At 62.9% G+C, this 25,458-nt stretch carries 29 protein-coding genes, 1 tRNA gene and 1 pseudogene; 18 read left to right on the forward strand and 13 right to left on the reverse strand.

Going from position 1 to position 25,458, the window contains the following annotated elements; translation table 11 throughout:
- The 3 genes and pseudogenes from EBBID32_RS14935 to EBBID32_RS23685 form a co-directional block, all read right to left on the reverse strand.
- Window positions 1-842, reverse strand: a pseudogene (locus tag EBBID32_RS14935) (ribonuclease R); the annotation flags it as partial.
- 288 nt (window positions 843-1,130) lie between these two features.
- Window positions 1,131-1,784, reverse strand: coding sequence for an MOSC domain-containing protein (locus tag EBBID32_RS14940; RefSeq protein WP_006959867.1), 654 nt, complete (start codon window positions 1,782-1,784; stop codon window positions 1,131-1,133).
- Between the two features lie 58 nt (window positions 1,785-1,842).
- Complete coding sequence (locus EBBID32_RS23685) at window positions 1,843-2,061, reverse strand: DUF2945 domain-containing protein (RefSeq protein WP_006959868.1); 219 nt, start codon at window positions 2,059-2,061, stop codon at window positions 1,843-1,845.
- A 127-nt stretch (window positions 2,062-2,188) separates the two neighbouring features.
- Between EBBID32_RS23685 and EBBID32_RS14950 the strand changes: the two genes are divergently transcribed.
- The 5 genes from EBBID32_RS14950 to EBBID32_RS14975 all read left to right on the forward strand — a co-directional run bounded on the left by EBBID32_RS14950 (window position 2,189) and on the right by EBBID32_RS14975 (window position 6,644).
- Window positions 2,189-3,367: a glycosyltransferase family 4 protein gene (locus tag EBBID32_RS14950; RefSeq protein WP_006959872.1), complete on the forward strand. Its 1,179-nt coding sequence runs from the start codon at window positions 2,189-2,191 to the stop codon at window positions 3,365-3,367.
- A 28-nt stretch (window positions 3,368-3,395) separates the two neighbouring features.
- Entirely contained in the window at window positions 3,396-4,718 is a 1,323-nt protein-coding gene (locus EBBID32_RS14955; protein WP_037491006.1) for a replication-associated recombination protein A, read from the forward strand.
- Window positions 4,715-5,572, forward strand: coding sequence for a hypothetical protein (locus EBBID32_RS14960; protein ID WP_006959875.1), 858 nt, complete (start codon window positions 4,715-4,717; stop codon window positions 5,570-5,572). Before EBBID32_RS14955 ends, EBBID32_RS14960 begins: the two co-directional genes overlap by 4 nt.
- A 28-nt stretch (window positions 5,573-5,600) precedes the next feature.
- A tRNA-Thr gene (locus EBBID32_RS14965) sits at window positions 5,601-5,675 on the forward strand.
- A 666-nt stretch (window positions 5,676-6,341) separates the two neighbouring features.
- Entirely contained in the window at window positions 6,342-6,644 is a 303-nt protein-coding gene (locus EBBID32_RS14975; RefSeq protein ID WP_006959876.1) for a glycine zipper 2TM domain-containing protein, read from the forward strand.
- Between the two features lie 69 nt (window positions 6,645-6,713).
- Here the strand turns inward: EBBID32_RS14975 and EBBID32_RS14980 are convergent, their stop codons facing one another.
- Window positions 6,714-6,995, reverse strand: coding sequence for a hypothetical protein (locus tag EBBID32_RS14980; RefSeq protein ID WP_037491046.1), 282 nt, complete (start codon window positions 6,993-6,995; stop codon window positions 6,714-6,716).
- Between the two features lie 152 nt (window positions 6,996-7,147).
- Entirely contained in the window at window positions 7,148-7,555 is a 408-nt protein-coding gene (locus EBBID32_RS14985) for an EVE domain-containing protein (RefSeq protein WP_006959878.1), read from the reverse strand.
- 118 nt (window positions 7,556-7,673) lie between these two features.
- On the opposite strand from EBBID32_RS14985, the gene EBBID32_RS14990 reads away from it, so the two are divergent.
- Entirely contained in the window at window positions 7,674-8,618 is a 945-nt protein-coding gene (locus EBBID32_RS14990; protein ID WP_037491049.1) for an isopenicillin N synthase family dioxygenase, read from the forward strand.
- Between the two features lie 209 nt (window positions 8,619-8,827).
- Here EBBID32_RS14990 and EBBID32_RS14995 read toward each other — a convergent pair whose 3' ends face one another.
- Window positions 8,828-9,211 carry a dihydroneopterin aldolase gene (locus EBBID32_RS14995; RefSeq protein ID WP_006959881.1) on the reverse strand — a complete coding sequence of 128 codons (384 nt, stop codon included), beginning with the start codon at window positions 9,209-9,211 and terminating at the stop codon, window positions 8,828-8,830.
- A 134-nt stretch (window positions 9,212-9,345) separates the two neighbouring features.
- On the opposite strand from EBBID32_RS14995, the gene EBBID32_RS15000 reads away from it, so the two are divergent.
- From EBBID32_RS15000 to EBBID32_RS15015, 4 genes are read left to right on the forward strand one after another with little or no spacing between them, the layout of a single operon-like run.
- Window positions 9,346-9,858, forward strand: a complete 513-nt coding sequence (locus tag EBBID32_RS15000) for a GNAT family N-acetyltransferase (RefSeq protein WP_006959885.1) — start codon at window positions 9,346-9,348, stop codon at window positions 9,856-9,858.
- 44 nt (window positions 9,859-9,902) lie between these two features.
- Complete coding sequence (locus EBBID32_RS15005) at window positions 9,903-10,469, forward strand: DUF1285 domain-containing protein (RefSeq protein ID WP_037491012.1); 567 nt, start codon at window positions 9,903-9,905, stop codon at window positions 10,467-10,469.
- Window positions 10,466-11,062, forward strand: coding sequence for a CoA pyrophosphatase (locus EBBID32_RS15010; protein ID WP_006959887.1), 597 nt, complete (start codon window positions 10,466-10,468; stop codon window positions 11,060-11,062). Before EBBID32_RS15005 ends, EBBID32_RS15010 begins: the two co-directional genes overlap by 4 nt.
- Window positions 11,059-12,270: a CCA tRNA nucleotidyltransferase gene (locus tag EBBID32_RS15015; RefSeq protein ID WP_006959888.1), complete on the forward strand. Its 1,212-nt coding sequence runs from the start codon at window positions 11,059-11,061 to the stop codon at window positions 12,268-12,270. The genes EBBID32_RS15010 and EBBID32_RS15015 overlap by 4 nt, the downstream gene beginning before the upstream one ends.
- Here EBBID32_RS15015 and EBBID32_RS15020 read toward each other — a convergent pair.
- From EBBID32_RS15020 to EBBID32_RS15040, 5 genes are all read right to left on the reverse strand, one after another.
- Entirely contained in the window at window positions 12,234-13,988 is a 1,755-nt protein-coding gene (locus EBBID32_RS15020) for a putative bifunctional diguanylate cyclase/phosphodiesterase (RefSeq protein WP_006959889.1), read from the reverse strand. The two genes, EBBID32_RS15015 and EBBID32_RS15020, sit on opposite strands and share 37 nt — an antisense overlap.
- A gap of 68 nt (window positions 13,989-14,056) precedes the next feature.
- Window positions 14,057-16,384, reverse strand: a complete 2,328-nt coding sequence (gene parC, locus EBBID32_RS15025; RefSeq protein WP_037491014.1) for a DNA topoisomerase IV subunit A — start codon at window positions 16,382-16,384, stop codon at window positions 14,057-14,059.
- Between the two features lie 66 nt (window positions 16,385-16,450).
- Window positions 16,451-16,747 (reverse strand): CcdB family protein, encoded by a 297-nt coding sequence (locus EBBID32_RS15030; RefSeq protein ID WP_006959897.1) that lies wholly within the window; start codon window positions 16,745-16,747, stop codon window positions 16,451-16,453.
- Window positions 16,747-16,995, reverse strand: a complete 249-nt coding sequence (locus tag EBBID32_RS15035; protein ID WP_006959898.1) for a type II toxin-antitoxin system CcdA family antitoxin — start codon at window positions 16,993-16,995, stop codon at window positions 16,747-16,749. Before EBBID32_RS15035 ends, EBBID32_RS15030 begins: the two co-directional genes overlap by 1 nt.
- A gap of 42 nt (window positions 16,996-17,037) precedes the next feature.
- Window positions 17,038-17,964, reverse strand: coding sequence for a LysR substrate-binding domain-containing protein (locus EBBID32_RS15040; RefSeq protein ID WP_006959899.1), 927 nt, complete (start codon window positions 17,962-17,964; stop codon window positions 17,038-17,040).
- Window positions 17,965-18,081: 117 nt separating this feature from the next.
- Here EBBID32_RS15040 and EBBID32_RS24605 point away from each other — a divergent pair, with 117 nt between their 5' ends.
- The 6 genes from EBBID32_RS24605 (at window position 18,082) to purC (ending at window position 23,375) form a co-directional block, all read left to right on the forward strand.
- On the forward strand, window positions 18,082-18,240 hold the full coding sequence (locus EBBID32_RS24605; RefSeq protein WP_196805673.1) for a hypothetical protein: 159 nt from the start codon (window positions 18,082-18,084) through the stop codon (window positions 18,238-18,240).
- A gap of 7 nt (window positions 18,241-18,247) precedes the next feature.
- Window positions 18,248-19,048 carry a trehalose-phosphatase gene (otsB, locus tag EBBID32_RS15045; RefSeq protein ID WP_006959903.1) on the forward strand — a complete coding sequence of 267 codons (801 nt, stop codon included), beginning with the start codon at window positions 18,248-18,250 and terminating at the stop codon, window positions 19,046-19,048.
- Between the two features lie 29 nt (window positions 19,049-19,077).
- The gene (locus tag EBBID32_RS15050; RefSeq protein WP_006959905.1) at window positions 19,078-20,922 is read left to right on the forward strand and encodes a glycoside hydrolase family 15 protein; all 1,845 of its coding nucleotides are present in this window, start codon (window positions 19,078-19,080) and stop codon (window positions 20,920-20,922) included.
- Window positions 20,919-22,325, forward strand: a complete 1,407-nt coding sequence (otsA, locus tag EBBID32_RS15055; protein WP_006959907.1) for an alpha,alpha-trehalose-phosphate synthase (UDP-forming) — start codon at window positions 20,919-20,921, stop codon at window positions 22,323-22,325. The genes EBBID32_RS15050 and otsA overlap by 4 nt, the downstream gene beginning before the upstream one ends.
- A gap of 9 nt (window positions 22,326-22,334) precedes the next feature.
- Complete coding sequence (locus tag EBBID32_RS25145; RefSeq protein ID WP_006959909.1) at window positions 22,335-22,466, forward strand: hypothetical protein; 132 nt, start codon at window positions 22,335-22,337, stop codon at window positions 22,464-22,466.
- A 126-nt stretch (window positions 22,467-22,592) separates the two neighbouring features.
- Complete coding sequence (purC, locus tag EBBID32_RS15060) at window positions 22,593-23,375, forward strand: phosphoribosylaminoimidazolesuccinocarboxamide synthase (protein WP_006959912.1); 783 nt, start codon at window positions 22,593-22,595, stop codon at window positions 23,373-23,375.
- A 50-nt stretch (window positions 23,376-23,425) separates the two neighbouring features.
- Here the strand turns inward: purC and EBBID32_RS15065 are convergent, their stop codons facing one another.
- Entirely contained in the window at window positions 23,426-24,178 is a 753-nt protein-coding gene (locus tag EBBID32_RS15065) for a sulfite exporter TauE/SafE family protein (protein ID WP_006959914.1), read from the reverse strand.
- Between the two features lie 46 nt (window positions 24,179-24,224).
- Window positions 24,225-24,374: a hypothetical protein gene (locus EBBID32_RS24610; RefSeq protein WP_006959916.1), complete on the reverse strand. Its 150-nt coding sequence runs from the start codon at window positions 24,372-24,374 to the stop codon at window positions 24,225-24,227.
- A gap of 166 nt (window positions 24,375-24,540) precedes the next feature.
- Between EBBID32_RS24610 and purS the strand changes: the two genes are divergently transcribed.
- Window positions 24,541-24,774 carry a phosphoribosylformylglycinamidine synthase subunit PurS gene (gene purS, locus EBBID32_RS15070; RefSeq protein ID WP_006959918.1) on the forward strand — a complete coding sequence of 78 codons (234 nt, stop codon included), beginning with the start codon at window positions 24,541-24,543 and terminating at the stop codon, window positions 24,772-24,774.
- 3 nt (window positions 24,775-24,777) lie between these two features.
- Entirely contained in the window at window positions 24,778-25,452 is a 675-nt protein-coding gene (gene purQ, locus EBBID32_RS15075; protein ID WP_006959920.1) for a phosphoribosylformylglycinamidine synthase subunit PurQ, read from the forward strand.
- The last annotated feature ends 6 nt before the right edge of the window (window positions 25,453-25,458 follow it).

Here is a 25,458-nt window from a genome sequence, read left to right on the forward strand (position 1 = left end):
GACACCCCTCCGTCAGCACTTCGTGCTGCCACCTCCCCTGCAAGGGGAGGAGCGATGGGGCCAAGGTCGATCTTGGAAGCCGCCACGGCTTCCTCCTCCACCGCATCGGGAAAGACGTGGGGGATGCCATGTTTGTGGATGGCGATCATGCTGAAGCTGCGCGGGGCGAAGGGATCGCCGAGAATGTCGGTGACGCGGGCGGAAATGCGCGGCGGCCGGCCGGTTGGTTCGGCGAGGACAAGGTCGCCCTTTTTGGCCAAGCCAAGGTCGCTGATCGGCGTGTCCTTGCGGATGCGCTTGTCGACCGGGCGGAGCCACAGCTTGCCGTCGGCCATTTCCTCGACCACGCCCAGCAGCATTTCGGTCGCCTTGGGCAGCTTCTTCATAGGATGGGCAATCCAGCCCTTCCCGGCTTCCTCGGTACGGGCGAGGATGCGGTCGCCGACCGTCAATGCTCCACGTTTGCCGCGCTCCACTATGCGCAGGCGGGGTGCGCGCTGGCCTTCGGCTTCCCAGCGTTCGGGGGTGGCGATCAGGGTAGTGTCGTCCACGTCGATAATGCGCAGCACGGTAACCTTGGGCACGCCGCCCAGCTTGTGGAAGGCGCGGGCCGGGCCGAGGTCGATCAAGCCTTCGTCTGCCATATCCTTGAGCAGGGCTTTGAGGGCGATTTTTTCCTGGCCCTTCAGGCCGAATGCCCTGGCGATTTCGCGTTTGCCAGCGGGCTGGTCGGACGTGGTGATGAAGTCCATGATTTCGTTGCGGGTCGGGAAACCGGCGGGACGCACCTTGTCGCGGACGGGGCGCCTGGGGGGCGAAACCTTTTTATCGTTCGATGTCATGGGAAAGCTATAGGGACGGCGCTGGCGCTGCGCCAGAGGGATGGCGGTATGCGGAACTTCGCAAACTTCGCCCATATCGCATATGAGGAATTTGGGTGAAGTTTGCCGGTCGACCGTGTGGTGTGCGGTCGTGCTTGGGTGCGGACGATAGGAAGGAGCCGCGCAGGTGTGTAGCAGTTTGGTAGGGCGTAGGACAGAGAACAGCGCGCCGTTCCCCCTCTTCCAACTTCGCCTAAACTCACGGCGTTCGTTAAGGCTTCTTATCCTTCTCCTCCAAGGGGAGAAGGGTTAAGGGACTAGCCTGCGGGCGCGGTCTCGCCAGGCTTCGGCGAGGACGGATGTGTTGGCGAGGGCGCGGACGGCAGACGGGTCGCTTTTGTGGCCACCGCTGATCAGCAGGTGAAAGACGCGGGCGATGCTCCAGTCGGGGAGCGGACGGTCGATCAGGGTCATGGCGGTCCCTGCCTGCGCCTGCCCTTCGCGAATGACGCGGAAATAGAGGCCGCAGCGGCCGGTCTTGACGATGGTGGCCAGGACATCGCGCGCAGCGAAGCGATGGTCGAGTTTCCAGCAGGGCTGGCGGCCATGGCTGACCTCCACGATGGCGCTGCCCAAAGTGAAGCGATCGCCCAGACAAATCTGATCCTCGGTCATCCCGCGCGAGGCGATATTTTCGCCAAAGGCGCCGGGCGCGTCCAGCAGCTTCTGACCGGGCTTGCGGTCGCGCCACCAGTCATAATGGTCCTGCGGGTAGAGGTGGATCGCCTTGTCCCAACCGCCATGGTGGATGGGGTCGGCGACCTGATTGCCGACGAAGCCGTCCCATGTGATCTGCACCGGGCCATCGACCGGGGTTTTGGCTATGGCGCTATAGTCACCGTCGCGAAAAGGGACGGGCGTACCGACGAGCAAAGCGTCGATAGTCATGAAGGGCGTGTCCATGCCCCGTCATGCCATGGCTGCACCGATGATGCGAGGGGCCGATCCGAAGTCAGTGGCGTCAGGCGGCGTCGATTTCCGAGCTGAGCTTCAGCACCTGCCCTCCGGTATCAGCGTGGATAAGGAAGGCAGGATTGTCGGGCGATCCGTTGCGGCGGACAGGCACGCCTTCAATATGGCGCTCTACGGGACGGTCGAACCGTTCCGCTATATGTCCCCGGCCGACGCCCTGCCCCCAATTCCATCTGACTCGCGCACCTTTACGGAATGTCTGCGGCATCGGGGCATCCTCTTTCCCTTGGGCGCAACCGCGTCAGCCGGTGTCCCAATCCTAACGAAGGGCATAATTCCCAAAGGCTTACCCGGTTCCCTTGGGTTTTCACATTTCTTGGGCTAAGGGGGCTGCGATGGATGCTAGCGGCCTTCGCATTGCCCTGTTCAGCGGCAATTATAATTATGTGCGCGATGGGGCCAATCAGGCGCTCAATCGCTTCGTGGGCTATTTGTTGCAGCAGGGCGCGGCGGTGCGGGTCTATTCGCCCACCACCGATACGCCGGCCTTTTCGCCCGCTGGCGATCTGGTCAGCACGCCCTCCGTGCCGGTACCGGGGCGCAAGGAATATCGCATTCCCTACGCCATGTCGGCCAGGGTTCGCCGCGATCTCAAGGCGTTCGCGCCCAATCTGATCCATCTGTCCAGCCCCGATCCGCTGGGTCATCGCGCGCTCAGTTGGGCGCGGGACAATGGTTTGCCGACGGTCGCGTCGGTGCATACGCGGTTCGAGACCTATCCGCGCTATTATGGCCTCGCTTTTCTGGAACCGGTGATCGAAGGGATATTGCGCCGCTTCTATCGCCGCTGCGACGCGATCGTCGCGCCATCCGAATCGATGGCGCAACTGCTGCGCGAACAGCGGATGAGCTATGATGTCGGCATATGGACGCGGGGGATAGACCGGGAGATTTTCAATCCGGGGCGGCGCGATCTGGACTGGCGGCGCTCCATCGGCATTGGTGACGATATGCCGACCATCGGCTTTATCGGTCGGCTGGTGATGGAAAAAGGGCTGGACGTTTTTTCCGACACGATCGACCAGCTGACCGCGCGCCAGATAGCGCACAAGGTGCTGGTCGTAGGCGAAGGCCCGGCGCGCGAATGGTTCCAGAACCGCCTGCCCGGTGCGATCTTCACCGGATTCCAGCAGGGGCATGATCTGGGCCGTGCGGTCGCCAGCATGGACATGCTGTTCAACCCGTCGGTGACCGAGACGTTCGGCAATGTCACGCTGGAGGCGATGGCGTGCGGCGTGCCGACTGTTGCGGCGCGCGCGACGGGCAGCGAAAGCCTGCTGAGCGATCGGGTTACCGGGCGGCTGATCCGCCCCGGTGCGATCGGGGCGTTTGCCGATGCCTTGCAGGATTATTGCCTGGATAGCGATGCACGGGCGCAGGCGGGTGCGGCGGCGCAGACGCGAGCGGAGCGCAACGGATGGGATCAGGTCAATCAGGCCCTGGTCGATACCTATTTGCGGATCATCCGCCAGCGCGAACAGGGCATGATGCCGCGATCCAGCCCGGTTCCCTGAGCGCGCTTTCGTCCCTATATCAACTGGCATGGCCGATCTTTTCGCTTCCGATGACGCCCTGACCGGCGCTGATGCCGTCAGCGATACCGCGCCGCTGGCCGACCGATTGCGTCCGCGCACTTTGGCGGAAGTGGTGGGTCAGGAACATCTGACCGGATCGGAGGGGGCGATCGGGCGGATGGTGGCGGCGGGGCGCTTGTCCTCCATCATCCTGTGGGGACCGCCCGGCACCGGCAAGACCACGACGGCGCGCCTGCTGGCCGATGCAGTGGGGATGCGGTTTGAGCCGATTTCGGCGGTGTTTTCCGGCGTCGCGGACCTCAAGAAGGTATTTGCCGCGGCCAAGGAGCATGGGCGGCGGGGCGACAAGACCCTCTTGTTCGTGGACGAGATCCACCGCTTCAACCGGGCGCAACAGGACGGGTTTCTGCCCTTTGTCGAAAATGGCACGGTGACGCTGGTTGGCGCGACGACCGAGAATCCGAGTTTCGAGCTGAACGCGGCCTTGCTGTCGCGGGCGCAGGTATTGATCCTGCGGCGACTGGATGCGGCGGCGCTGGAGCAGTTGCTGGACCGGGCCGAAGCCGTGACGGGACGCGCCCTGCCGCTGGACGCCGACGCGCGCGAGGCATTGGTGGCGAGCGCGGATGGCGACGGGCGGTTTTTGCTCAATCAGGTCGAGACGCTCTATGCGATCGACATAGCAGAGCCGCTCGATCCGGCAGGGCTGTCCGCGCTGCTCCACCGCCGGGTTGCGGTATATGACAAGGATCGGGAGGGGCATTATAACCTCATCTCGGCGCTGCATAAGTCGCTGCGCGGGTCGGACCCGCAGGCCGCGCTCTACTATATGGCGCGGATGCTGGTGGCGGGCGAGCAGCCGCTTTATGTGCTGCGGCGGCTGGTGCGCTTTGCGGCGGAAGATATCGGGCTGGCGGACCCGCAGGCGCTGGTCCAGTGTCTGGCGGCCAAGGAAGCCTATGATTTTCTGGGCAGTCCCGAAGGCGAAGTGGCGATCGTGCAGGCCTGCCTCTATTGCGCGACCGCGCCCAAATCCAACGCAGCCTATATGGCGATGAAGGCGTCGTTCAAATCGGCGCGCGACACCGGATCGCTGATGCCGCCGCAGAATATATTGAACGCCCCCACCAAGCTGATGAAGGATGTCGGCTATGGCAAAGGCTATCAATATGACCATGACGCGGCAGACGGCTTTTCGGGGGCGAATTACTGGCCGGACGAGATGGTGCCGCAGACCTTCTATGCGCCCACAGATCGGGGATATGAGGCGCGGATTGCCGAGCGGATCGCCTATTGGCAACGGCTGCGGGCGGAGCGCGGCGCGGGGTGACGCCCGGTTTCACGCGCTTTGCCGCGATCGACTGGTCCGGAGCGAAGGGCGCGCGGCACAGGGGGATTGCGGTCGCGCTGTGCGAGGCGGGGTGCGCGGTGCCACGATTGGTGGAAGCGCCGGATGGCGCATGGTCGCGGACGGGCGTGGCCGACTGGCTGATGGGAATCGCGGGTGACGCCCCTACCCTGTTCGGATTTGATTTCAGCTTTGCGCCGCCCTTTGTGGCGCGTGGCGGCTATCTGCCGGGCGATCATGTGCCCAACAATGGACCAGCCTTCTGGGCCTATGTCGATACGCTGTGTCAGGACGAGGATCTGGGCGCGGCGAGCCTGCTGGAAGTGGCACACCGGCGGCATTTCTATTTCGGCAAGGCGGACGGGGTGAAGGCCGACTATATGCATCATCGCGCGTGCGAGGCGCGCTATCTGGCCGGTGGCGGGGGCAAGCCGTCCACCGTCTATGACGCGATCGGCGCGGCCCAGGTGGCCAAGGCGAGCTTTGCCGGGATGCGATTGCTGCACCGGGTGCGGGGCGATGTGCCGGTGTGGCCGTTCGATCCTGTCCCGGCGCGCGGGTCGCTGATCGTGGAAATCTATACCAGCCTTGCAGCGTCAGCGGCAGGACGGACGAAGGGGCGAGCCAAGATGCGCGATCTGGCGGCGCTCAACGACGCGCTGGGGGTGATCGGATCTGCGCCGCATGAAGGTGCGGCGCCGGACGACCATGGCGCGGACGCAATCCTGACGGCGGCGTGGATGCGGGCGGTGGCGGGGCAGAACGCGCTGTGGACGCCAGCGACGCTCGATCGACAAATTGCTGCAACGGAGGGCTGGACGTTCGGCGTCATCTGATAGTAAGGGCGTGTCGCCTGACTGGTGCGCCGGATTAGCACAGTGGTAGTGCAGCGGTTTTGTAAACCGAAGGTCGCGGGTTCAAATCCTGCATCCGGCACCAGCCAGCGCAATGCCCCCGATTCGATGATGTCCGCTGCCCCAAACGCAAAATGGGGGCCGACATTGCTGTCGGTCCCCACTGCCGTCGGGTCAAGCGATCCGCTTCTCTTGCCGAGAGGCGATCATCGGCCCGGCGTTGTCCTGGCACCGGCCTGAAAGGCTGTTTGCCAAGGACTGCTCCAGATCGGGCCAAGGGCAGCCAATCTGGCTCTGGTCCGCAATATCCGATGCCCGACGTTCACTTTCGCGCGTACCCGGCTACGGTCTTTTGGACCGGCCCGTTGGTTGGTGCCGTCTTTGCGAACGACGCCTTCCAGCAGACCTTCGAGACAGGTTAAATTCCTGTTTTACCAGGGATTTCTGAAAATGGATCGCTCCGTTTCCTGCTGTTTCGATAGGAGGATGGTCTCACCAAAAGCGAGTCGCGCAAAGCGGAATCGGCGGTCGCCCGTATCAAAACTGTCATAAAGCTGTGGATAAGTTTTCGGCTTGTTCAGGTTCACCGAAATTGGCAGCTGTGAATCCCGTTCACCGCGGTCCGCCACCAATTCATCTTAAGTTTTAATCGATGATAAACAACGGCTTATCTCGTTGTGAGACGTTCATGCAACTTCCATCAAGATGCAGGGGTTCAAGCGTCAAATCAACGCAATTGGAGGAGATACTCATGCGTAAAGCCCTACTCGCCCTGGCCGCCGTCTCGCTGGCCGTTCCGCTGTCCATGGCCGTGCCGACCGATGGCGCACAGGCGCGCAAGGATTATCGGTACAAGGAATGGCGCGGTCGCGATGGCCGGACCTATTGCCGCAAGTCCAATGGCACTACGGGCCTGATCGTCGGTGCCGCCGGTGGCGCGCTGCTGGGCCGGGCGATCGACACACGCGGCGAACGCACGACGGGTACGATCCTGGGCGCAGTTGGTGGCGGCCTGCTCGGCAAGGAAGTCGACAGCAAGCGTCGCTGCCGCTGAACCTGGCCCAATGAAAAAGGCCGCTTCCCGTCGGAAGCGGCCTTTTTAATGGCTCAAGAGGCGTGACGCTCAGTTCGCGGCAGCGCCGCGAGCTTCGTCGACCTTGAAGGCAACCGACTGGCCGCCCGATACGCCGGAAACCTTGCCGTTCTTGATCGAGAGGTTGAAGGCAACCGCATCGGGAAAACGACGGCCGGAAATAACCTGGCCAGCCTTGGTGTCCTTCACCTGATAGACATAGGTATAGCCTTCGTGGGTGAAGCGCTGCTTGCCGGCTTCTTCAGCCTGGGCAGGAGCAACGATGGCAACAAGAGCGCCGAGGGCGCTGGCGGCAACAAACTTGGACAGCATTCGCATGGGTAAACTCCTTGTGAATGCCGATCAAACACCTCTGAAATATTCTTATTCTGTTGAGGCGCTTCTATGTCGCAGCGCAGCATAGCGACAATCGCAAAAAGCGCCGAAACAGTTGCGCGGAACGCAACCGGAACGGTTTCGGCGCCTTAAGCCTTTGATAGCGCAACAATATGATCAAATTCAACCTTTGATACAGGCGACACGGACAGGCGCGACTGGCGCAGCATGACCATGCCCGCCAGGGCCGAATCAGCTTTCATCGTCTTGAGCGTCACCGGTTTGGCAAGCTTTTCGCGCGCATGGACATGCACCGCCATCCATTTGCCGGTCTCGTCCGTACTGTCGGGCGCGGCTTCCTCGACAATCTCCATGATGCCGACCGCCTCGACCCCGATATTGCTGTGGTAGAAGATCGCCAGATCGCCCTTGCGCATCGCCTTCATATTGATTTGGGCGGTGTGATTGCGCACGCCGTCCCATTCCGCCTTCCCCTTGGCGACGAGGTCGTCATAGGAAAAAACATCGGGTTCCGATTTCATCAGCCAATAGTTCATTTTGCCTCCTTGCATCACCGCCTCGCCGCGATCAAGGATGGGAATATCGGTGCACGATCCTTATGTTGCGCGCCCTGCCCCCAGCGTTTTCGGACCTGAATTTTCGGAGAAGTGCAAAGTGTCGCAATCGGTGCTGGATCAGGTGCCCGTCCTGTCGATGGCGGAGTTGAGCAAGGCTGATTTCGCGCAAGGGTTCGGCGAATCCTTTCAGCGATTCGGCTTCGCCATGGTGCGCGACCATGGCATGGACCCGGCGCTGATCGATGCAGGATGGACGCTGGCGCGCGATTTTTTCGCCCTGCCCGAAGCGGCCAAGCGCGCCTATGATGCCAAATATAATGGTGGTCAGCGCGGCTATACCGCGTTCGGCACGGAAATTGCCAAGGGCGCGAGCGAGAATGACCTGAAGGAATTCTGGCATGTCGGACGCGATTTGCCGCCGGGCGATCCGCTGGCGGAAACGATGCCACCCAATGTCTGGCCGGATGAATTGCCCGGCTTTCAGGCCATTTTCACGAAACTCTATGCCGAGTTCGACCGGGTCGGCGCGGAATTGCTGTCGGCCATCGCGCTTTATCTGGGGCTGGAGGAACGCTGGTTCGACGGGCCGATCGACCGGGGCAATTCGATCCTGCGGCTGCTCCATTATCCTCCTGTCTCGCCGGAAGCGCCGGGCATCCGCGCGGGTGCGCACGAGGATATCAACCTGATCACGCTGCTGCTGGGCGCCGAGGAAGGCGGGCTGGAGTTGAAGGACCGTAATGGCAACTGGCTGCCGGTGGTGCCGCCCCCCGGCGCGCTGGCGATCAATGTCGGCGACATGCTCCAGCGGCTGACCAACCATGTTCTGCCATCGACCAGCCATCGCGTGGTCAATCCGCCACCGGAGCGGCGTGGCCATTCGCGCTATTCGATGCCCTTCTTCCTGCACCTGCGCCCCGATGTGATGATCGACGCGCTGCCGCAATGTGTGAGCGAGGCCAACCCGCGCCGCGACCCGCCGATCAGTGCGCATGATTATCTGACCGAGCGGCTGATCGAGATCGGGCTGATCAAGAAATAGGCGGGCCATGTGGTTTGCAAACGCATATTGGCGTGTGGAACAAAGCTGATCCTCCCCTGCAAGGGGAGGTGGATGGCCGCAGGCCAGACGGAGGGGTGTCGCCCTCTCGATAGGGTGCCCCCCCTCCACCACTGGCTACGCCAGCGGTCCCCCTCCCCTTGCAGGGGAGGATTTTGATGGCGGAATTACAAACTAAGAAATAAGGGGCGCTATTTCCGGCTACGCCCCAGGGTGATGCCGATTTCCTCGCCCCGTTCGGACAGGGCCAGCTTGACGATCTTCACCTCGACATGGGTGACATCGTCGCCCTGAAGGAAGATGGTGTCGATGACATGGTCGGCCACCGCCTCGATCAGGGTGAAGTGGACGCCATCGGGCAGCGCGGTCGAAGCCGCATGTTTTAGGTCCATATAGTTTTTGGACTGCGACAGCGGCGTGCCGGGATCATAATGATCCGCGATCGTCAGCCGCGCACGGATGGAGATTCGCAGCGGCTGGGGGAGATGGGTCTCCTCCGAATAAATGCCGGTCAGCACATCGACATGGAGGTTATTGACCTCCAGCGTCAAAAAATCGTCAAATCCAGTCTGCATGGCCCGCCATATCCGGCCCTTTCCTGCTGTCAGGCGGGGCCAGTTTAGTCTTTCATTTTGCGAAGCGGGCGGTAAAGCCCGCCGCTCCCGGCGCGGTCCATGCGCCATTGATGGCGGATCGGCAAGACGTGTCTATGATTGTCCCTCTTGAAAGCCAGCGGCCAGACGCGATCGAGCGGCTGCTCGACGATGCGTTCGGTGCGGATCGGCATGGGCGGACAGCTTATCTGATTCGCGGGAAGGCCGCATGGATTCCCGCGCTCTCCTTTGCCGTGGTGGATGATGACGGCGCTCTGATCGGATCGCTGCAAAGCTGGCCGGTTGCGCTGACCCAGGCCGATGGGTCGCGCAGTCCCTATATCATGGTGGGACCGGTTGCAGTCGATCCCTCGCATCAGGGTGGCGGCCATGGCCGGGCGATGATGGACGCTGTGGTCGCGGCCGCGCGGGTGCAGGGGACGCCGCCACTGATGATGATCGGTGACCCGGAATATTATGGCCGCTTCTGGGGCTTTAGCGCGAATGATACCAACGGATGGCGCGCCCCCGGGCCGGTCGAGCAACGGCGCCTGCTGGCACTGTCGGTCGATGGCCGCGCGGTGGGCGGCAGCGGGATGCTTGGCCCCGATATTCGCGTCACCGCCTGAATACCCCTTTGCCATCGGGGCGTAGCGATCCTATCTGCTAGGCCATGCCGATGGACCCGATACCTGACCTTGCCGATCTGTCGCTCAGCGACATAGCGCGCCTGCTTGCCGAAAAAAAACTGCCGCCGGTGGAGAAATGGAACCCGGACCATTGCGGTGACAGCGAGATGCGGATCGCGCGCGACGGGACATGGTTTCATCAGGGATCGCCGATCGGCCGCGAGGCGATGGTGCGGCTGTTTTCCACCATATTGCGGCGCGAGGCGGACGGCAGCTATGTGCTGGTCACACCGGTCGAGAAATTGAGCATCGCGGTCGAGGATGCGCCGTTCGTGGCGGTCGAACTCAAGAGCGAGGGCGAAGGGCGTGCGCGGGCGCTGGCGTTCCGGCTGAACACCGGCGATCTGGTCGCGGCGGGACCGGACAATGCGCTGCTGATCCGTGAGACGGCGGATGGGCCGCACCCCTATCTGCATGTCCGCGCGGGGCTGGAGGCGCTGGTCGTGCGCAGCGTCTATTATGAGCTGATGAACATGGCGCTGGATGAAGGGGCCGAGCGGGTCGGCCTGTGGAGCAATGGCGCCTTCTTCCCGCTGGACGGCGCGGCATGACTCTCGCGGAGCGGCTGCGCGCCGCGCTGGCCGAGGGACACCGGCGTGGTGGCGAATTCCTGCTGTCCGACACGCGCGATCCGCGCATTGATGAAGAAATTGCGCTGGCACCTGCGGCCGTGCTGGTGGCGATTACCGACCGGGCCGAACCGGGGCTTATCCTGACCCAGCGATCGGAGCGTCTGCGCACACATGCGGGGCAGGTCGCCTTTCCGGGCGGCCGCGTCGATGCCAGCGATGCCGACGAGATTGCCGGGGCACTGAGGGAAGCGGAGGAGGAGATCGGCCTGCCGCCGCATCTGGCGCAGGTGATCGGCACGTCCGACCGCTATCATACCTATACCGGCTTCGACATCGTGCCGGTGTTGGCGGTAATTCCCCCCGACCTGCCGCTGCGGCCGCAGGAAAGCGAAGTCGCCGACTGGTTTGAGCTGCCGCTTGCCTATGCGCTCGATCCAGCCAACCGGACCCAGCATGCCGTGGAGTTTGAGGGGGCGGTGCGGCATTATTATGAGATTCTGTGGCAGGAGCGCCGCATCTGGGGCGTGACCGCCGCGATTCTGGCGAACCTGTCACGCAGGCTGGGCGCATGAGCGCGCTGCTGCCCGATGCCGAATGGCGGCATCGCCCCGGTCTGGATGCGTTGCTCAGGGCGCTGGATGCGGCCGGCGGCAAGGCACGCTTTGTTGGCGGCGCGGTGCGCGACGGGTTGCTGGGGCTGCCGGTCAACGATCTGGATATTGCCACGACGCTGGACCCGCATGATGTGGTCGACCGGCTGAAGGCGGCGGGAATCAAGGCGGTGCCGACCGGAATCGAGCATGGCACGATTACGGCGGTGATTGCGGGCTGGCCGGTGGAGATCACGACGCTGCGCCGTGATGTCAGCACCGACGGGCGACGCGCGATCATCGCCTATACCGACGACTGGCGCGAGGATGCGGCGCGGCGGGACTTTACGATCAACGCGCTGTACGCCGATCCGCTGAGCCGGGAGGTGACGGATTTTTTCGGCGGGGTCGCTGATCTGGAGGCGCGGCGGTTGCGCTTCATCGGCGACGCCGACGCGCGGATTGCCGAGGATCATCTGCGCATATTGCGCTATTTCCGCTTCCTGGCGCGCTATGGCGACGATGAGCTGGACAATGTGGCTTATGCCGCCTGCGTCGCCGCAGCCAACAGCCTGATGGCTTTGTCTCGCGAACGGATTGCCGATGAGCTGCTGAAATTGCTGGGGGTGGCGGCGCCGATCCATGCGCTGCGGCTGATGGTCGATGGCGGGATATTGATACCGGTTTTGCCCGAAGTGGATGGCGCGGGGATTGACCGGCTGAAGCGGTTGATGGCGCGGGAGGCAGCGGCCGGAGTGGCGCCGTCCGCGCTGCGGCGGCTGGCGGCGTTGTTGCCGCCCGATGCGGCGCGGGCCGATCTGGTGGGCGCGCGGCTCAAATTGTCGAACAAGGCGCGCAAGCGGCTGGTCACCGCCCTGGAGGACGGATTGGGCAATGCGCCGATCCGGGCGCTGGCGTGGCATATCGGGGTGGAGGGGACGATCGACCGGTTGCTGCTGGATGCGGAGGCGCCCTTGTCGGGCGTCGCCATGCTGGAAAAATGGACGCCGCCCAAGCTGCCGATCAGCGGTGGCGCGTTGATTGCGCGCGGGCTGGTGCCCGGCCCGGATGTCGCCAAAGCATTGAATATCGTGCAGGAACTATGGGTAGCCGAGAGTTTTCCCGATGCGGCGCGGGTTGGCGAAATTGCCGATCAGACCGTCTCGAAATTCCAGCGGGCGCGCCAATAGTCGAAGGCGTCCTGTTCCGTCATGGCTTTGGCGAAATGATAGCCCTGCCCCTGCCAGCAGCCCATTTGCTGGAGCGCATGGGCCAGTTCCTGCGTCTCTATCCCTTCGGCCGTGACCTTGAGGTTCAGCGATTCGGCGAGCGAGAGGATGGTGCGGACGATGACCGCCTTGTCGCGATCCTCCAGCATGGACGACACGAAGCTGCGGTCGATCTTCAATATGTCGATCGGCAGGCTGTGCAGGCTGGCGAGGTTGGAAAAGCCGGTGCCAAAATCGTCCATCGCGATCGGCATATGCAGATCCTTGAGCGCGAACAGCAATTTGCGCGCCTTGTCGGGATCGGCGATGATCGCACTTTCGGTGACTTCGGCGGTCAGGCGGTGGCCAGCGATACCGGAATAGCGCAACGCTTCCTCGAACATGGAAGCAACGTCATCGCGCGCCATCTGGATGGGCGAGAGGTTGACGTTGACGCCGACGGGCATGGGCTGGCCGAATTTGGCGTCCCAGCGCGATAAGGTCTGCGCCGCTTCATAGGCCGCCCAGCGACCCAGCGGGGTGATGAGGCCGCTTTCCTCAGCCACGGCGATGAATTCGACCGGGGATACGTGCCCCAGTTCCTCGTCATCCCAGCGGGCGAGCGCCTCGAATCCGGTAATCTCGCCGGTTTGCAGGTGGATGAGCGGTTGATAGGCGAGCGAAAGGCCACCCTGTGCCAGCGCGTCGCGCAGGCGGCTTTCGATCGAAAAGCGGCGCTGCGCTTCCTTGAGGACGCCGTTACGGTAGATTTCCACCTTGCCGCTGCGCTTGGCGATCTTGACCGCGGCCTGCGCCTTGCGGACGATATCGTCAGGGTCATCGCTCAGGTTGGTCGACAGGGCGCAGCCGATCGCGCAGTCGACCCGGATTTGCAGATCGCTCAACCGAATCGGCGAACTGAGCGCTTCCTTGATACGCTGAACGATATGAAGAGCGTCCGACAAGCCATTGTTAAGACGCGCAAATATTGCAAAATCATTGCCGCCGATGCGGGCCAGGACATCGCCCTGCCGCAGGCTGGATTTCAGCCGCTTGGCGACCGTGATCAGCAATTCATCGCCTGCCATCGGGCCGAGCGATTCATTGACCCTGCTGAACCGGCTAAGATCAATGGCGATGATGCCGAACTGGGCGTTGTCGGGCCAGACAGTGTTGGCGATCCGGTCGTCAATTTCCTCGCCAAAGCCGGTGCGGTTGGGCAGCGCGGTCAGACCGTCGGACAAAAGCTCACGACGCAGATTTTTCTCGATCGTCCGCTCATTGGTGCGGTCGGTCGCGGTGAGCAGATAGAGTTCTGGGTGGTTCGCATCGGCCGGTAGTCGGCCAAGCGTGCACATAAAATATTCCGGGCCGAGTTTTCCGTCGCGACGCAGTTCAAAACTGTCACATATCCGATTCGACTGGACGAACTGACGGACCCGTTCGATCCATTCGCTACTCGTTGTCGGGTTGGCCCCGGTCAATTCCTGCTGACGACTGAAGGCGGCGGCAAAACGCTCATTGGCGTTGAGTACATTTATCTGGTCATTTTCAAACGACAAAACCGCAGAATATTGCGGCATGGCTTCGAGCCATTGGCTGACGTCGACCATCGGCGACAGGTGCGCGCCCGCATCCCCTGACGAGGGGTCACTGCTGGTCTTGCCGACTGGCCAGTTGCGCGCCGAAATGGATTCCATGCGTTGGCCATATCGGGAAGCGGTAAATTTTCAGGAAACGATCCGGCAAGCATTGTAAAAAATGGTCATTAAAAGCGATTGTCGCGCGGAAAACCGGTCGGCGGCATGCGTCCGGCAGCCCCTCGCGCCACTTTCCATGGCGTCATGTCCGATTCGGTGCGGGTCCGCCCGGTTTCGCCACCCATGGTCCAGCTGAGGCCATCGGCGAGGCGGAAGGCGATGGCGTCGGACAGGCCGCCGTCACGATAGCGCTGCATCTGCACCCCCTGCCCGCGCGCCATACGGGGCATTTCATCAAGGGCAAAAACCAGCAATTTGCGATTTTCGCCGATCACCGCGACGCTATCCGCCCCCGGCGCGATCGGGCGGATGACGGCGAGCTTGGCACCGGGGCGGATATTCACGACCTGACGGCCCTTACGGGTTTCAGCCATGATCTCCGCTACGGCCGCAATGAAGCCACGCCCGTCGGACGAAGCCAGCAACAGGTCCGTGCCAGCGCGCGCGGGCATGAAGGCGACGATCGTGCCTTCATTGTCCATGTCCACGAGCGAACGCACCGGATCGCCAAAGCCGCGTCCGCCGGGCAGCTTGTCCGACCCCAGCGTATAGATGCGGCCGGTGGAGGTGGCGAGCAGCAGCTTGTCCGTCGTATAGGCGTGGAACGCATATTGCGGCCCGTCGCCTTCCTTGAATTTCAGCGTATCGGCGGCAGCCAGATCGCGGTGGCCGCTCATCGCCCTGATCCAGCCGCGTTCGGAGAGGATGACGGTGATCGGCTCACGCTCGATCATCGCCTCCAGCGGGATTTCCCGCGCGGGTCCGGCTTCCTCGACCAGCGTGCGGCGATGGCCAAGGACGGTGTCCGGGCCGTAGCGCTTGCGCAGCGCGGCGATGTCGCGCTTGAGCTTGGCGCGCTGGCGCTGCGGGCTTTCGACCAGCTTTTGCAGATCGTCCCGCTCCGCCACCAGATCGGCATGTTCGCGGCGCAACTCCATCTCTTCCAGCTTGCGCAGGGAGCGTAGCCGCATGTTGAGGATGGCTTCGGCCTGCCGGTCGGTCAGGGCAAATTCGTCCATCATCACCAGTTTCGGCTCATCCTCGGTACGGATGATCTCTATTACCCGGTCGAGGTTGAGATAGGCGATGATATAGCCGTCGAGCAGTTCGAGCCGGTCGGCAATCTTGGCGAGGCGATGCTGCGCGCGGCGGACCAGCACGTCGATCTGATGCTTGAGCCATTCGACCAGCACGGCGCGCAGCCCCAGCACGCGCGGCGTGTGGGTGGCGTCCAGCACATTGAGATTGAGCGGAAAGCGATTTTCCAGATCGGTCAGGCGGTAGAGGCTGTCTTTGAGTATCTGCGGATCGACATTGCGCGTCTTGGGCGTGATGACGATGCGGATCGTCTCATCGCTTTCGTCGCGCACATCCTCCAGGATCGGCAGCTTCTTGTCGTTGATGATCGCGGCAATCTGCTCGATCAGCTTGCCCTTCTGCACCTGATAGGGGATTTCGCTGACGATCAGCTGCCAGGTGCCGCCGCTTAGCTTCTCGATGCCGGTCGGTTCCCAGACGCCCTGATCATCCTTGCCGGTTGAAAAGCGCGCGCGGGTACGGAACGCGCCGCGCCCCGTGGCATAGGCTTCCGCGATGATCGCCGGGCTGTCCACCAGCACGCCGCCGGTCGGGAAATCCGGTCCCTTCACCACTGCCATCAGCGCGGCATGATCCGTATCGGGATTGTCGATCAGCAGGCTGGCGGCGTCGAGTATTTCGGTGACATTGTGGGGCGGGATGCTGGTCGCCATGCCGACGGCGATGCCGCTGGCCCCATTGGCGAGGAGGTTTGGGAAAAGGCCGGGGAAAATCTCCGGCTCCTCATCCTCACCATTATAGGTCGGGCGGAAATCGACCGTGCCTTCGTCCAGCCCCGCCATCAGGTCAGCGGCAGGCTGGGTCAGGCGCGCTTCGGTATAGCGCATGGCCGCCGCATTATCGCCATCGATATTGCCGAAATTGCCCTGACCATCGACCAAAGGCGTGCGCAGGACGAAATCCTGCGCCAGCCGCACCATCGCGTCATAGACGCTGCTGTCGCCATGGGGGTGATATTTGCCGATGACGTCGCCCACGACGCGGGCGCATTTCTTGTAACTGGTGCCGTTGCGCGCCGGGTTGGCGACCAGCACGTCCGCCGATGCGCCGGACGGCTCCATCTTGAGCAGCCGCATCGCCCAGAGCAGGCGGCGATGCACCGGCTTCAGCCCGTCGCGCAGATCCGGCAGCGACCGCGCCGTGATGGTGGACAGCGCATAGACAAGATAGCGTTGCGACAGCGCAGCGTCGAACGGATGGTCCTTGATACTGTCGAAGGGATCGCGAAAATCGGTCATCACGGGCGGGATAGCAGCACGGGGACGAAACGGAAACGGAGATTTGGCAGGGATGGGACGGGAGCGCTAAAATCCCACCAGAAGCATGTCGAGCGCAGCGGCGATGGCGTCCTGATGATCATGGAGAGACAAAGCGGGCTGTCCCAGCGATCGGGCCGGAATCGCGCCAGCAAACTGGGTCATCATGACCAGTGTTTCGCCTTCAACCTCGAAACGCGGATTGAGCCGCGCCATGGGCGTGCCGACATCTGCTACAGGAATGAGCGGCACGACGAAACGGGTAGTCAGATGGTCGAGCAGATCAGCCTGACAATCGACGACCCACCCGCCGTCCGGCAAACGGTGCGCGCAAAACCGCGCCATCAGAACATCCGATATTTTTCGAGTGGCAGGCCATGTTTTTCGACATAGGCATTGGAGGCGGCAATGCCTTGCGCATTCTCTTCCTTCCACCTTCGCCCACGTTCGGCAGCGATTTCCTGGCGGAGGGCGGCTTCGCAGGTGCGCGAAAGGTTGATCCCCAACGCCTTGGCATCCTCCACCAGCACGCTGTCGAGCGACAGGTTGGTGGCTTTACGGGTCGTGAAGCCTTCGCGGTCATGCCGGGTCATGGGTGGATCATCCTTCATGGGCCATGCGCATGAACATACGCATCATTCGTCACGGGGCAAGTAGCGGCCATCCGGGTCATCGGCGATGGCGGTGGCGAATTCGGCGCTGATCCAGTCGCGAAACGCCTTCACCTTGGGTGTGTTGCGGGCGTGGGGCGGATAGACGATCCAATAGCTCGCAATCTCACGCACATAGGAGGGCATGGCTTCGACCAGCAGTCCCGCGTCCACCTCTGCCTTCCACAGAAACAGGTTGAGGATGGCGATGCCCTGCCCGCCAATGGCGGCGCGGCCTTCCATCACCTGGCTGTCGAGCGCGATGCCGGGCGGGCCGTCGGCGGGATCGGCCTCCACCCCCATGGCGGCGAACCATTCATGCCACCACATATCATCGGGCGACAGACGCGGCAGGGCGTGGAGCGTCTGTGCGTCGGCGATGGGACCGTTGCGGGCGAGCCAGGCCGGGCTGCACATCGGCGCCAAACGGTTATGGGTCAACAGTCGTGCCTCCAGCCCCGACCAGACGCCCTTTCCACCCCGGATCGCAAGATCCACCCCGGCGCGGGCGAGGTCGACCACGGCATCTTCGGCCTGAATCCGCACCGCCAGACCCGGATGGCGCATCTGGAACGCGCCAATTCGGGGGGCGAGCCAGAGATGGGCGAAACTGTTGGTGCAACTGATGGTAAGGACGGTCGAATGATCCTGCGCCAGTGCGGCAAAGCCCTGCCGCATCTGATCGAAGGCGCGGATGATGACGGGCGCGATTTCCCGCCCCTTGTCGGTCAAAAGCACGCGGCGACCGGCGCGCTGGAACAGGCTCAGCCCCAGCCGTTCCTCCAGCAACTTCACCTGATAGCTGACGGCGGCCTGGGTCATGCCCAGTTCCTGCGCGGCGGCAGTGAAATTTTCGAGCCGGGCGGCAGCCTCGAACACGCGAACGGCGGAGAGCGGGGGCAGGACAGACATGGTTTTGCATAAGGCAGGCTTATCATGACTGTCCATGCTTTTGTTGGTGATCGCTACGGAAACGGGGCATTGGCTGTATCGCAAAGCTGCACCATTTCAATCGAAAGGATCGCGACCATGCGTGACCAATATGACGCCCAGTTGTGGACCCAGAATCATACCGAAACCAGCGCCGGGATCGACCGGCTGATTGCGCGGATCATGCAGGCATTTCGCGTGCTGCATTGCATAAACTGGTCGGCGCCCTGGTCCGACGACAGCCGGTGCGGCGCGTAAAATCGACATGCAGGTCAAGGACGGGGGTTGCGGATTGGCTGCGAAGCGCCACTTTGCGCCCGTGTCAGACCATCCCCTCCCCCCGCCCCCGCCCGCATTGTTGACCGGTGCCGCGCTGTTCCTGGATTTTGACGGGACGCTCACCCCCATTAGCGCGACCCCCGACGGGGTGATCGTGGACGATGGGCTGGTGCAATTGCTCCTGACGCTGCGGGAGCGGCTGGACGGGCGGCTGGCGATTGTGAGCGGTCGGTCGGTTGCGACATTGCGCGCGCTGGGCTTTGGCGATTTTCTGCTGGCCGGGACGCATGGGCTGGAATTTGCAAATCCGGGCGGCACAGTGGAAGCACCGCCGCGCCCGGCGGCGATTGATGAAGCCGAAGCCGCTTTCCACGCCTTTGCCGCCGACAAGCCCGGCATACTGGTCGAGCGCAAGTCGATCAGCGTCGGGCTGCACTATCGCGGTGCGCCTGTCTGGCAGGATGCTGCCCATGTCTTGGCGCGCCACTGGGCGAACCGCGATGGCCTGACGCTCCAGCAGGGCAAGATGCTCTATGAGTTGCGGCCGGGCGGCGCGGACAAGGGCAGCGCGGTCCATGCGTTGATGGCGCAGGGTCCGATGGCGGGCGGCGTTCCCGTCTTTATCGGCGACGATGTGACCGATGAGGAAGGTTTTGCCGCTGCCGCCGAGCTGGGCGGGGCCGGGATATTGGTCGGACCAAAGCGGGCGACGCGCGCGGCATATAGTTTGGAACAGGTTGCGGCCGTCAGGCATTATCTAGGCGAAGGGGTCGCACGGCTCGGCTGATCCGTGTCCCCTCACTTTGCCAGAAAAGCATGAGGGGCAGACCGATAGACAGCATCAACCACCCAATATCGGGCGGCAACGCCCGCACACTTGACCTGTGGCCGATCGGCAATTGCCAGGCGTCGGCGCTGATCGACCGGGCCGGACGCATGGTGTGGGCCTGCGTCCCGCGCGTCGATGGCGATCCGGTCTTTTCCGCGCTGCTGGACGATGCGGAGTGGGAGGAAGAAGCAGCGCGCGGTTTCTGGGCGATCGAGCTGGAAAATTGCGTTGCGATCGAGCAGCATTATCTGCGCAATACGCCGGTGCTGGTCACGCGGCAGAGCGACGCGCAGGGCAATGCCATCGAGATTTTCGATTTCTGCCCGCGCCACAAGCATAAGGGCCGGATGTATCGGCCAGTCGCCTTTGCCCGGATCGTGCGCCCGGTGGCCGGTTCGCCGCGTATCAGAGTTAGGCTGCGGCCAACCACCGCCTGGAACGCGGAAAGCGTACCGATCAACTATGGCTCCAACCATATTCGCATGGTGCTGTCCTACATGGCGATGCGGGTGTCGACCGACGCGCCCATTGGCCTGATCGCGCAGGAAAGCTGGTTCCGGCTGGAGCAGGACGCGCATTTCTTCATGGGACCGGACGAGGGTTTTTCCGACGCGCTGCGCCCGGCGATCGAGCGGATGCTGGACGACACGATCGAGGAATGGCGGCTGTGGGTACGTGGCCTGGCTATACCGGCGGAGTGGCAGGAAGCGGTCATCCGGTCCGCCATCACGCTGAAATTGTGCCAGCATGAGGAAACGGGCGCGATCGTCGCGGCGCTGACGACCAGCATCCCCGAACATGCCGATTCGGGGCGGAACTGGGACTATCGCTACTGCTGGGTGCGCGATGCCTATTATACGGTCGAGGCGCTGAACCGGCTGGGTGCGCTCGATGTACTGGAATCCTATCTCGCCTATCTTCGCAACATCGTCGATGGGGCGAAGGGCGGGCATATCCAGCCCCTCTATGATGTGCGCGGCAATGCGACGCTGATCGAGTGGGAGGCCGACAAGCTGCCCGGCTATCGCGGCATGGGTCCGGTGCGGGTCGGCAATGCCGCCTATAGCCAGATCCAGCACGACGCCTATGGCCAGATCGTGCTATCGTCGGTGCAGGGCTTCATCGACCAGAGGCTGCTGCGGATGGCGGGCCATGCCGATTTCGAGGCGCTGGAGGCGGTGGGCGAGCGGGCCTGGGCAGTATATGACCAACCCGATGCGGGATTGTGGGAATTGCGGACCCGCGCGCATGTCCACAGCTATAGCGCCGTGATGTGCTGGGCGGCGTGCGACCGGCTGGCCCATGCGGCACAAGCGCTTGGCCTGCCCATGCGGGCGGCGCATTGGCAGAACCGGGCGGACACGATGAAGGCGCGGATCGTCGAGTCGGCATGGCGGGCGGACAGTCAGGCGATTTCGGCCAATTTCGAGGATGATTCGCGCGACGCTTCGCTGCTGCAACTGCTCGATCTGCGGTTCCTGACAGCCGATGATCCGATGTTCATTGGCACGCTGGCGGCGCTGGAGGCGGACCTGCGGCGCGGCAATGACATGCTGCGTTACAGCGCGCCCGATGATTTTGGCGAGCCGGTGACCGCATTCAATGTCTGCACTTTCTGGCTGATCGAGGCGCTGCATCGCACCGGTCGCACGGAGGAAGCGCGAACCCTGTTCGAGGAGATGCTGACCCGCCGCACGGCTGCTGGATTATTGTCCGAGGATATTGATCCGGCGACAGGCGAATTGTGGGGCAATTATCCACAAACCTATTCGCTGGTCGGCATCATCAACTGCGCCGTCCTGCTGAGCAAACCGTGGAGCGTGATGCGATGAGCCGCCTGATAGTTATCTCCAACCGTGTGTCGCGGCCCAGCAAGTCGGGCAATCAGGGTGGGCTGGCTGTCGCACTGTCGCAGGCCTTGCGCGAAAGCCGGGGGATGTGGATCGGCTGGTCGGGTGAGGTCACCGACAATTTCACCGGCCATATCGGCTTTTCCGAGGATGATGGCGTCAAGACCGCGACGATCGACCTGGAAGAACAGGATGTCGATGAATATTATAATGGTTACGCCAACAAGACGCTGTGGCCGCTGTTCCATTTCCGCATCGACCTGGCCGAATATGCCCGCGATTTCGAGGGCGGCTATAATCGCGTCAACCAGCGCTTTGCCGATACCGCAGCCCCACTGATCGAGCCGGAAGATGTCATCTGGGTCCATGATTATCACATGATCCCGCTGGGCCAGATGCTGCGCGACCGGGGCCATCGCAACAGGATGGGCTTTTTCCTGCACATACCCTGGCCGCCGACCCGGCTGCTGGTGTCGCTGCCCCATCATACCAAGCTGGTCAGCACCCTGTTTGCCTATGATGTCGTCGGTTTCCATACCGAGGAATGGCTCGAATCCTTCCGCCATTATGTGGAAAAGGAAATGGGCGGCAGCGTGGACGGTGATTTCGTCACCGTGGGCGACCGCACGATCCAGGCCGTTGCCTGCCCGATCGGCATCAATGCCAGGGAATTTGCCGAGGCCGCTGTCAGCGACGCCGCACGCGATATGTACGAACAGATACGCGCGTCGCTTCAGGAGCGCGCAATGATCGTCGGCGTCGACCGGCTCGACTATAGCAAGGGGCTGGAAGAGCGGTTCAACGGCTATGCCCGTTTCCTGAAGGACAATCCCGACCAGCATCGCAAGGTCCTGCTGACCCAGATCGCGCCGCCGTCTCGCGGGGAAGTAGAGAGCTATCAGCAGATTCGCGCGACGCTGGATGCGTTGGCAGGACGGATCAACGGCGAATATAGCGATGTCGACTGGACCCCGATCCGATACGTCAACCAGGGCTATCCGCGCGACAAGCTGGCGGGCATCTATCGCAGCGCCCGGATCGGGCTGGTCACGCCTCTGCGCGACGGGATGAACCTGGTTGCGAAGGAATATGTCGCGGCCCAGAACCCCGACGATCCCGGCGTGCTGATCCTCTCGCGCTTTGCCGGGGCGGCGATGCAGTTGAAGGACGCACTGCTGATCAACCCCTATAGCCCGGAGGAAATGTCCGACGCGATCCTGCGCGCGCTCGCCATGCCGCTGGATGAGCGCAAGCGCCGCTGGCGGGCGATGATGAACAGCGTCGAAGGGCAGGACATCAGCTGGTGGCGGCAATCCTTCACCGAACGGCTGATGGCGGTGGAACGCGACACGGCGCGGGTTGAGCCGGAGGCAGCGGACGGCTAGCATTGCGCCATGATCGAGGATGATGACGAACAGCGCGGCATAGCTGCAACCCTGCGCGCCCGTTCCGGCGTCATTATCGGTGCGATCGGCATGGTGGCCTGGATAGCGCTGATCTGGGCGATGTTCGGGGACGTGCTATAGGCTGGCACCAATTGCACCCCTGCACGCTTTGCTCTAAGGGCGAGGCCCAAGCAGCCCCGGCACCCGCTGATCCTTCTCGATTCGCGATTGTCGGGGCGCAGTATTTTTGACCAGACAGGAACGCGCATGGCCCGTCGCCGCCAGATTTACGAAGGCAAGGCAAAGATCCTTTATGAAGGCCCGGAACCGGGCACGATCATCCAATATTTCAAGGATGACGCCACCGCCTTCAACGCGCAGAAGAAGGGCACGATTTCCGGCAAGGGCGTGCTCAATAACCGGATTTCCGAGCATATTTTCACGTTGCTCGGCCAGATCGGCGTGCCGACCCACTTCATCCGTCGCCTCAACATGCGCGAGCAGCTGGTGCGTCAGGTGGAGATCGTGCCGATCGAGGTTGTGGTGCGTAACGTTGCCGCCGGATCGCTCAGCAAGAAGCTGGGGATCGAGGAAGGCACGCAGCTGCCCCGTACACTGATCGAATATTGCTACAAGGATGATGCGCTGGGCGACCCGCTGATCTCCGAAGAGCATATCGCCTGCTTTGGCTGGGCGACGCAGGAAGAGATGCACGACATTGCCGACATGGCGATCCGCATCAATGACTTCATGTGCGGTCTGTTTGCCGGGATCGGCATCCGCCTGATCGACTTCAAGCTGGAGTTCGGGCGCCTGTATGACGGCGATTACAGCCGCATCATCCTGGCCGACGAGATCAGCCCCGATGGCTGCCGCCTGTGGGACGCGGTGACCAACGAGAAGCTGGACAAGGACCGGTTCCGCCGCGATCTGGGCGGTGAAGTGGAAGCCTATCAGGAAGTCGCGCGCCGCCTGGGCCTGCTGCCTGAAGGGCTGGACACCACGGTGCTGGACCTCGACACGCATCGCAAGAAGCGCGAGAAGGAATAAATCCTTCGGTCCACCGTCATCCTGACGAAAATCAGGATGACGGTTGTGGATCATGCCATCAGTGCGTCGGCCATCAGCTTGGCGCCCAGCAACACCATCAGCACATAGATGAGCGTGTAGAAGCGCGCCGCGTCGACCCGGCGCACCAGCGCTACACCTGCCAGCGTCGCCACTACCGCGACCGGCACCAGCATCACCGTCGCGGTCAGATTGGCGCGGGTGAATTGGCCCAGCGCGGCATAAGCGGGCACCTTCATCCAGTTCATCGTGGCGAAGGCGACGGCGGTGGTGCCGACCAGCATGTCGCGCGGCAGGCGTTTGGGCAGCACCCACATCTGGAACGGCGGCGAACCGGCATGGGCGATCTGGCTGGTGAAGCCGCTGGCGATGCCGAACAGCACGCCGATCCAATCCGGCGAGGTGGACGGCAGCACGATCGCCCCGCCCCGTTCGACCCACAGCCGTTGCAGCCCGAACAGTATCGATATCGCGCCCAGAGCGCCCAGCACCGTCGTTTCGGGCACCTGCGCGGCAAACAGATAACCAAGCCCGACGCCGACCGCCATGCCCGGCAGCATCACCCGCAAGATATGCCCGTCCCAGCTTTTGCGGAACGCCCAGACGCTGACGGCATCCTGCAGGATCAGGATCGGCAGCATGATCGCCGCGCCGCGCACCGGATCGACGCCCAGCGCCATGATCGGCATGGCCAGCGCGCCAACGCCGGCAAAGCCACCCTTGGCAAGGCCCGAAATGGCGACGGCGATGAAGGCGCAGGCGAGGTAGATATAGTCAGGAGTCATGCCGGTCGCCTAGCGCAGCGGCAGGGCGATTGGCATAGAAAAACGATCAATGATTGGCGCGATAGCCGATCAGCAGGCCGAAGCTGAAGGTGGCGAGCAAAGCAAGCTGCACCTTTCCCTGCGGGTCATCATAGCCCACAATCTGCTGTCCCCATGCGAACAGCCCGACAAACATCGCCAGCGCCAGCCCGGACATGCCCTAAATGCTTCCCCCGCAACTCTACAGCCTAACAATATCGCCTGAGATGCTAACAAAAGCATAATGGCTTGCCACCCCGCCGCGCCGGGACTAGGGGAGCGGCAAAGTCGATCCCCCCGATCCGCAGGGATCGGTCCTGTCGTTGCCAAGGAGTTCGCCCCTCATGAAAGCCCGCATTTTCGTCACCCTCAAGGGCGGTGTCCTCGATCCGCAGGGCCGGGCGATCCACCATGCGCTGGAAGGCCTGGGCTTTGATGGCGTCAATGACGTGCGCGCGGGCAAGCTGATTGAGCTGGACCTGGCCGATGGCACCAGCGACGAGGATATCGACGCGATGTGCCGCAAGCTGCTGGCCAATACGGTGATCGAAAACTACCGCATCGAAAAGGTCGCCTGAGCCATGAAGAGCGCCGTCATCGTCTTTCCGGGCAGCAATTGCGACCGCGACCTGGCTGTGGCGTTCGAGGCCGCGACGGGCGCGAAGCCGACCATGATATGGCATCGTGATACGGAACTGCCCGACGACATCGACCTGATCGGCGTGCCGGGCGGTTTTTCCTATGGCGACTATCTGCGCTCCGGCGCGATGGCCGCGCGGTCCCCGGTAATGCAGGCGGTGGCGCAGGCGGCGGATCGCGGCACGTTCGTGCTGGGCATCTGCAACGGTTTTCAGGTACTGACCGAAAGCGGCCTGCTGCCCGGCGCGCTGCTGCGCAACGCCGGTGGGCATTTCGTGTGCCGCGACGTCGCGCTGACGGTGGAGAATGCGCAGAGCGCCTTTACCAGCCGCTATGCGGCGGGTGAGCAGATTTCCTATCCGGTCGCGCATCATGACGGCAATTATTTCGCCGACGAAGCCACGCTCGACCGGCTGGAAGGCGAAGGCCGGGTCGCGCTGCGCTATGCCGAAAACGTCAATGGTTCGGCCCGCAATATTGCGGGCATTTTGAACGACAAGGGCAATGTGCTGGGCATGATGCCGCACCCCGAACGGGTGATCGAGGCCGCCCATGGCGCGACCGATGGCAAGCGGCTGTTCGACGGGCTGGTCGAGGGTCTGCTGGCACGGGCTTGATGGCGC

This window comes from Sphingobium indicum BiD32 (assembly GCF_000382885.1).
GTDB lineage: Bacteria > Pseudomonadota > Alphaproteobacteria > Sphingomonadales > Sphingomonadaceae > Sphingobium > Sphingobium japonicum_C.

What these genes read in the sequence shown, in the direction of transcription:
- EBBID32_RS14940 (WP_006959867.1), bottom strand. Translation starts at nt 1,784, where the DNA reads ATGGACACGCCCTTCATGACTATCGACGCTTTGCTCGTCGGTACGCCC.
- EBBID32_RS23685 (WP_006959868.1), bottom strand. Translation starts at nt 2,061, where the DNA reads ATGCCGCAGACATTCCGTAAAGGTGCGCGAGTCAGATGGAATTGGGGG.
- EBBID32_RS14950 (WP_006959872.1), top strand. Translation starts at nt 2,189, where the DNA reads ATGGATGCTAGCGGCCTTCGCATTGCCCTGTTCAGCGGCAATTATAAT.
- EBBID32_RS14955 (WP_037491006.1), top strand. Translation starts at nt 3,396, where the DNA reads ATGGCCGATCTTTTCGCTTCCGATGACGCCCTGACCGGCGCTGATGCC.
- EBBID32_RS14975 (WP_006959876.1), top strand. Translation starts at nt 6,342, where the DNA reads ATGCGTAAAGCCCTACTCGCCCTGGCCGCCGTCTCGCTGGCCGTTCCG.
- EBBID32_RS14980 (WP_037491046.1), bottom strand. Translation starts at nt 6,995, where the DNA reads ATGCTGTCCAAGTTTGTTGCCGCCAGCGCCCTCGGCGCTCTTGTTGCC.
- EBBID32_RS14985 (WP_006959878.1), bottom strand. Translation starts at nt 7,555, where the DNA reads ATGAACTATTGGCTGATGAAATCGGAACCCGATGTTTTTTCCTATGAC.
- EBBID32_RS14995 (WP_006959881.1), bottom strand. Translation starts at nt 9,211, where the DNA reads ATGCAGACTGGATTTGACGATTTTTTGACGCTGGAGGTCAATAACCTC.
- EBBID32_RS15000 (WP_006959885.1), top strand. Translation starts at nt 9,346, where the DNA reads ATGATTGTCCCTCTTGAAAGCCAGCGGCCAGACGCGATCGAGCGGCTG.
- EBBID32_RS15005 (WP_037491012.1), top strand. Translation starts at nt 9,903, where the DNA reads ATGCCGATGGACCCGATACCTGACCTTGCCGATCTGTCGCTCAGCGAC.
- EBBID32_RS15010 (WP_006959887.1), top strand. Translation starts at nt 10,466, where the DNA reads ATGACTCTCGCGGAGCGGCTGCGCGCCGCGCTGGCCGAGGGACACCGG.
- EBBID32_RS15015 (WP_006959888.1), top strand. Translation starts at nt 11,059, where the DNA reads ATGAGCGCGCTGCTGCCCGATGCCGAATGGCGGCATCGCCCCGGTCTG.
- EBBID32_RS15020 (WP_006959889.1), bottom strand. Translation starts at nt 13,988, where the DNA reads ATGGAATCCATTTCGGCGCGCAACTGGCCAGTCGGCAAGACCAGCAGT.
- parC (WP_037491014.1), bottom strand. Translation starts at nt 16,384, where the DNA reads ATGACCGATTTTCGCGATCCCTTCGACAGTATCAAGGACCATCCGTTC.
- EBBID32_RS15030 (WP_006959897.1), bottom strand. Translation starts at nt 16,747, where the DNA reads ATGGCGCGGTTTTGCGCGCACCGTTTGCCGGACGGCGGGTGGGTCGTC.
- EBBID32_RS15035 (WP_006959898.1), bottom strand. Translation starts at nt 16,995, where the DNA reads ATGACCCGGCATGACCGCGAAGGCTTCACGACCCGTAAAGCCACCAAC.
- EBBID32_RS15040 (WP_006959899.1), bottom strand. Translation starts at nt 17,964, where the DNA reads ATGTCTGTCCTGCCCCCGCTCTCCGCCGTTCGCGTGTTCGAGGCTGCC.
- EBBID32_RS24605 (WP_196805673.1), top strand. Translation starts at nt 18,082, where the DNA reads ATGCGTGACCAATATGACGCCCAGTTGTGGACCCAGAATCATACCGAA.
- otsB (WP_006959903.1), top strand. Translation starts at nt 18,248, where the DNA reads ATGCAGGTCAAGGACGGGGGTTGCGGATTGGCTGCGAAGCGCCACTTT.
- EBBID32_RS15050 (WP_006959905.1), top strand. Translation starts at nt 19,078, where the DNA reads ATGAGGGGCAGACCGATAGACAGCATCAACCACCCAATATCGGGCGGC.
- otsA (WP_006959907.1), top strand. Translation starts at nt 20,919, where the DNA reads ATGAGCCGCCTGATAGTTATCTCCAACCGTGTGTCGCGGCCCAGCAAG.
- EBBID32_RS25145 (WP_006959909.1), top strand. Translation starts at nt 22,335, where the DNA reads ATGATCGAGGATGATGACGAACAGCGCGGCATAGCTGCAACCCTGCGC.
- purC (WP_006959912.1), top strand. Translation starts at nt 22,593, where the DNA reads ATGGCCCGTCGCCGCCAGATTTACGAAGGCAAGGCAAAGATCCTTTAT.
- EBBID32_RS15065 (WP_006959914.1), bottom strand. Translation starts at nt 24,178, where the DNA reads ATGACTCCTGACTATATCTACCTCGCCTGCGCCTTCATCGCCGTCGCC.
- EBBID32_RS24610 (WP_006959916.1), bottom strand. Translation starts at nt 24,374, where the DNA reads ATGTCCGGGCTGGCGCTGGCGATGTTTGTCGGGCTGTTCGCATGGGGA.
- purS (WP_006959918.1), top strand. Translation starts at nt 24,541, where the DNA reads ATGAAAGCCCGCATTTTCGTCACCCTCAAGGGCGGTGTCCTCGATCCG.
- purQ (WP_006959920.1), top strand. Translation starts at nt 24,778, where the DNA reads ATGAAGAGCGCCGTCATCGTCTTTCCGGGCAGCAATTGCGACCGCGAC.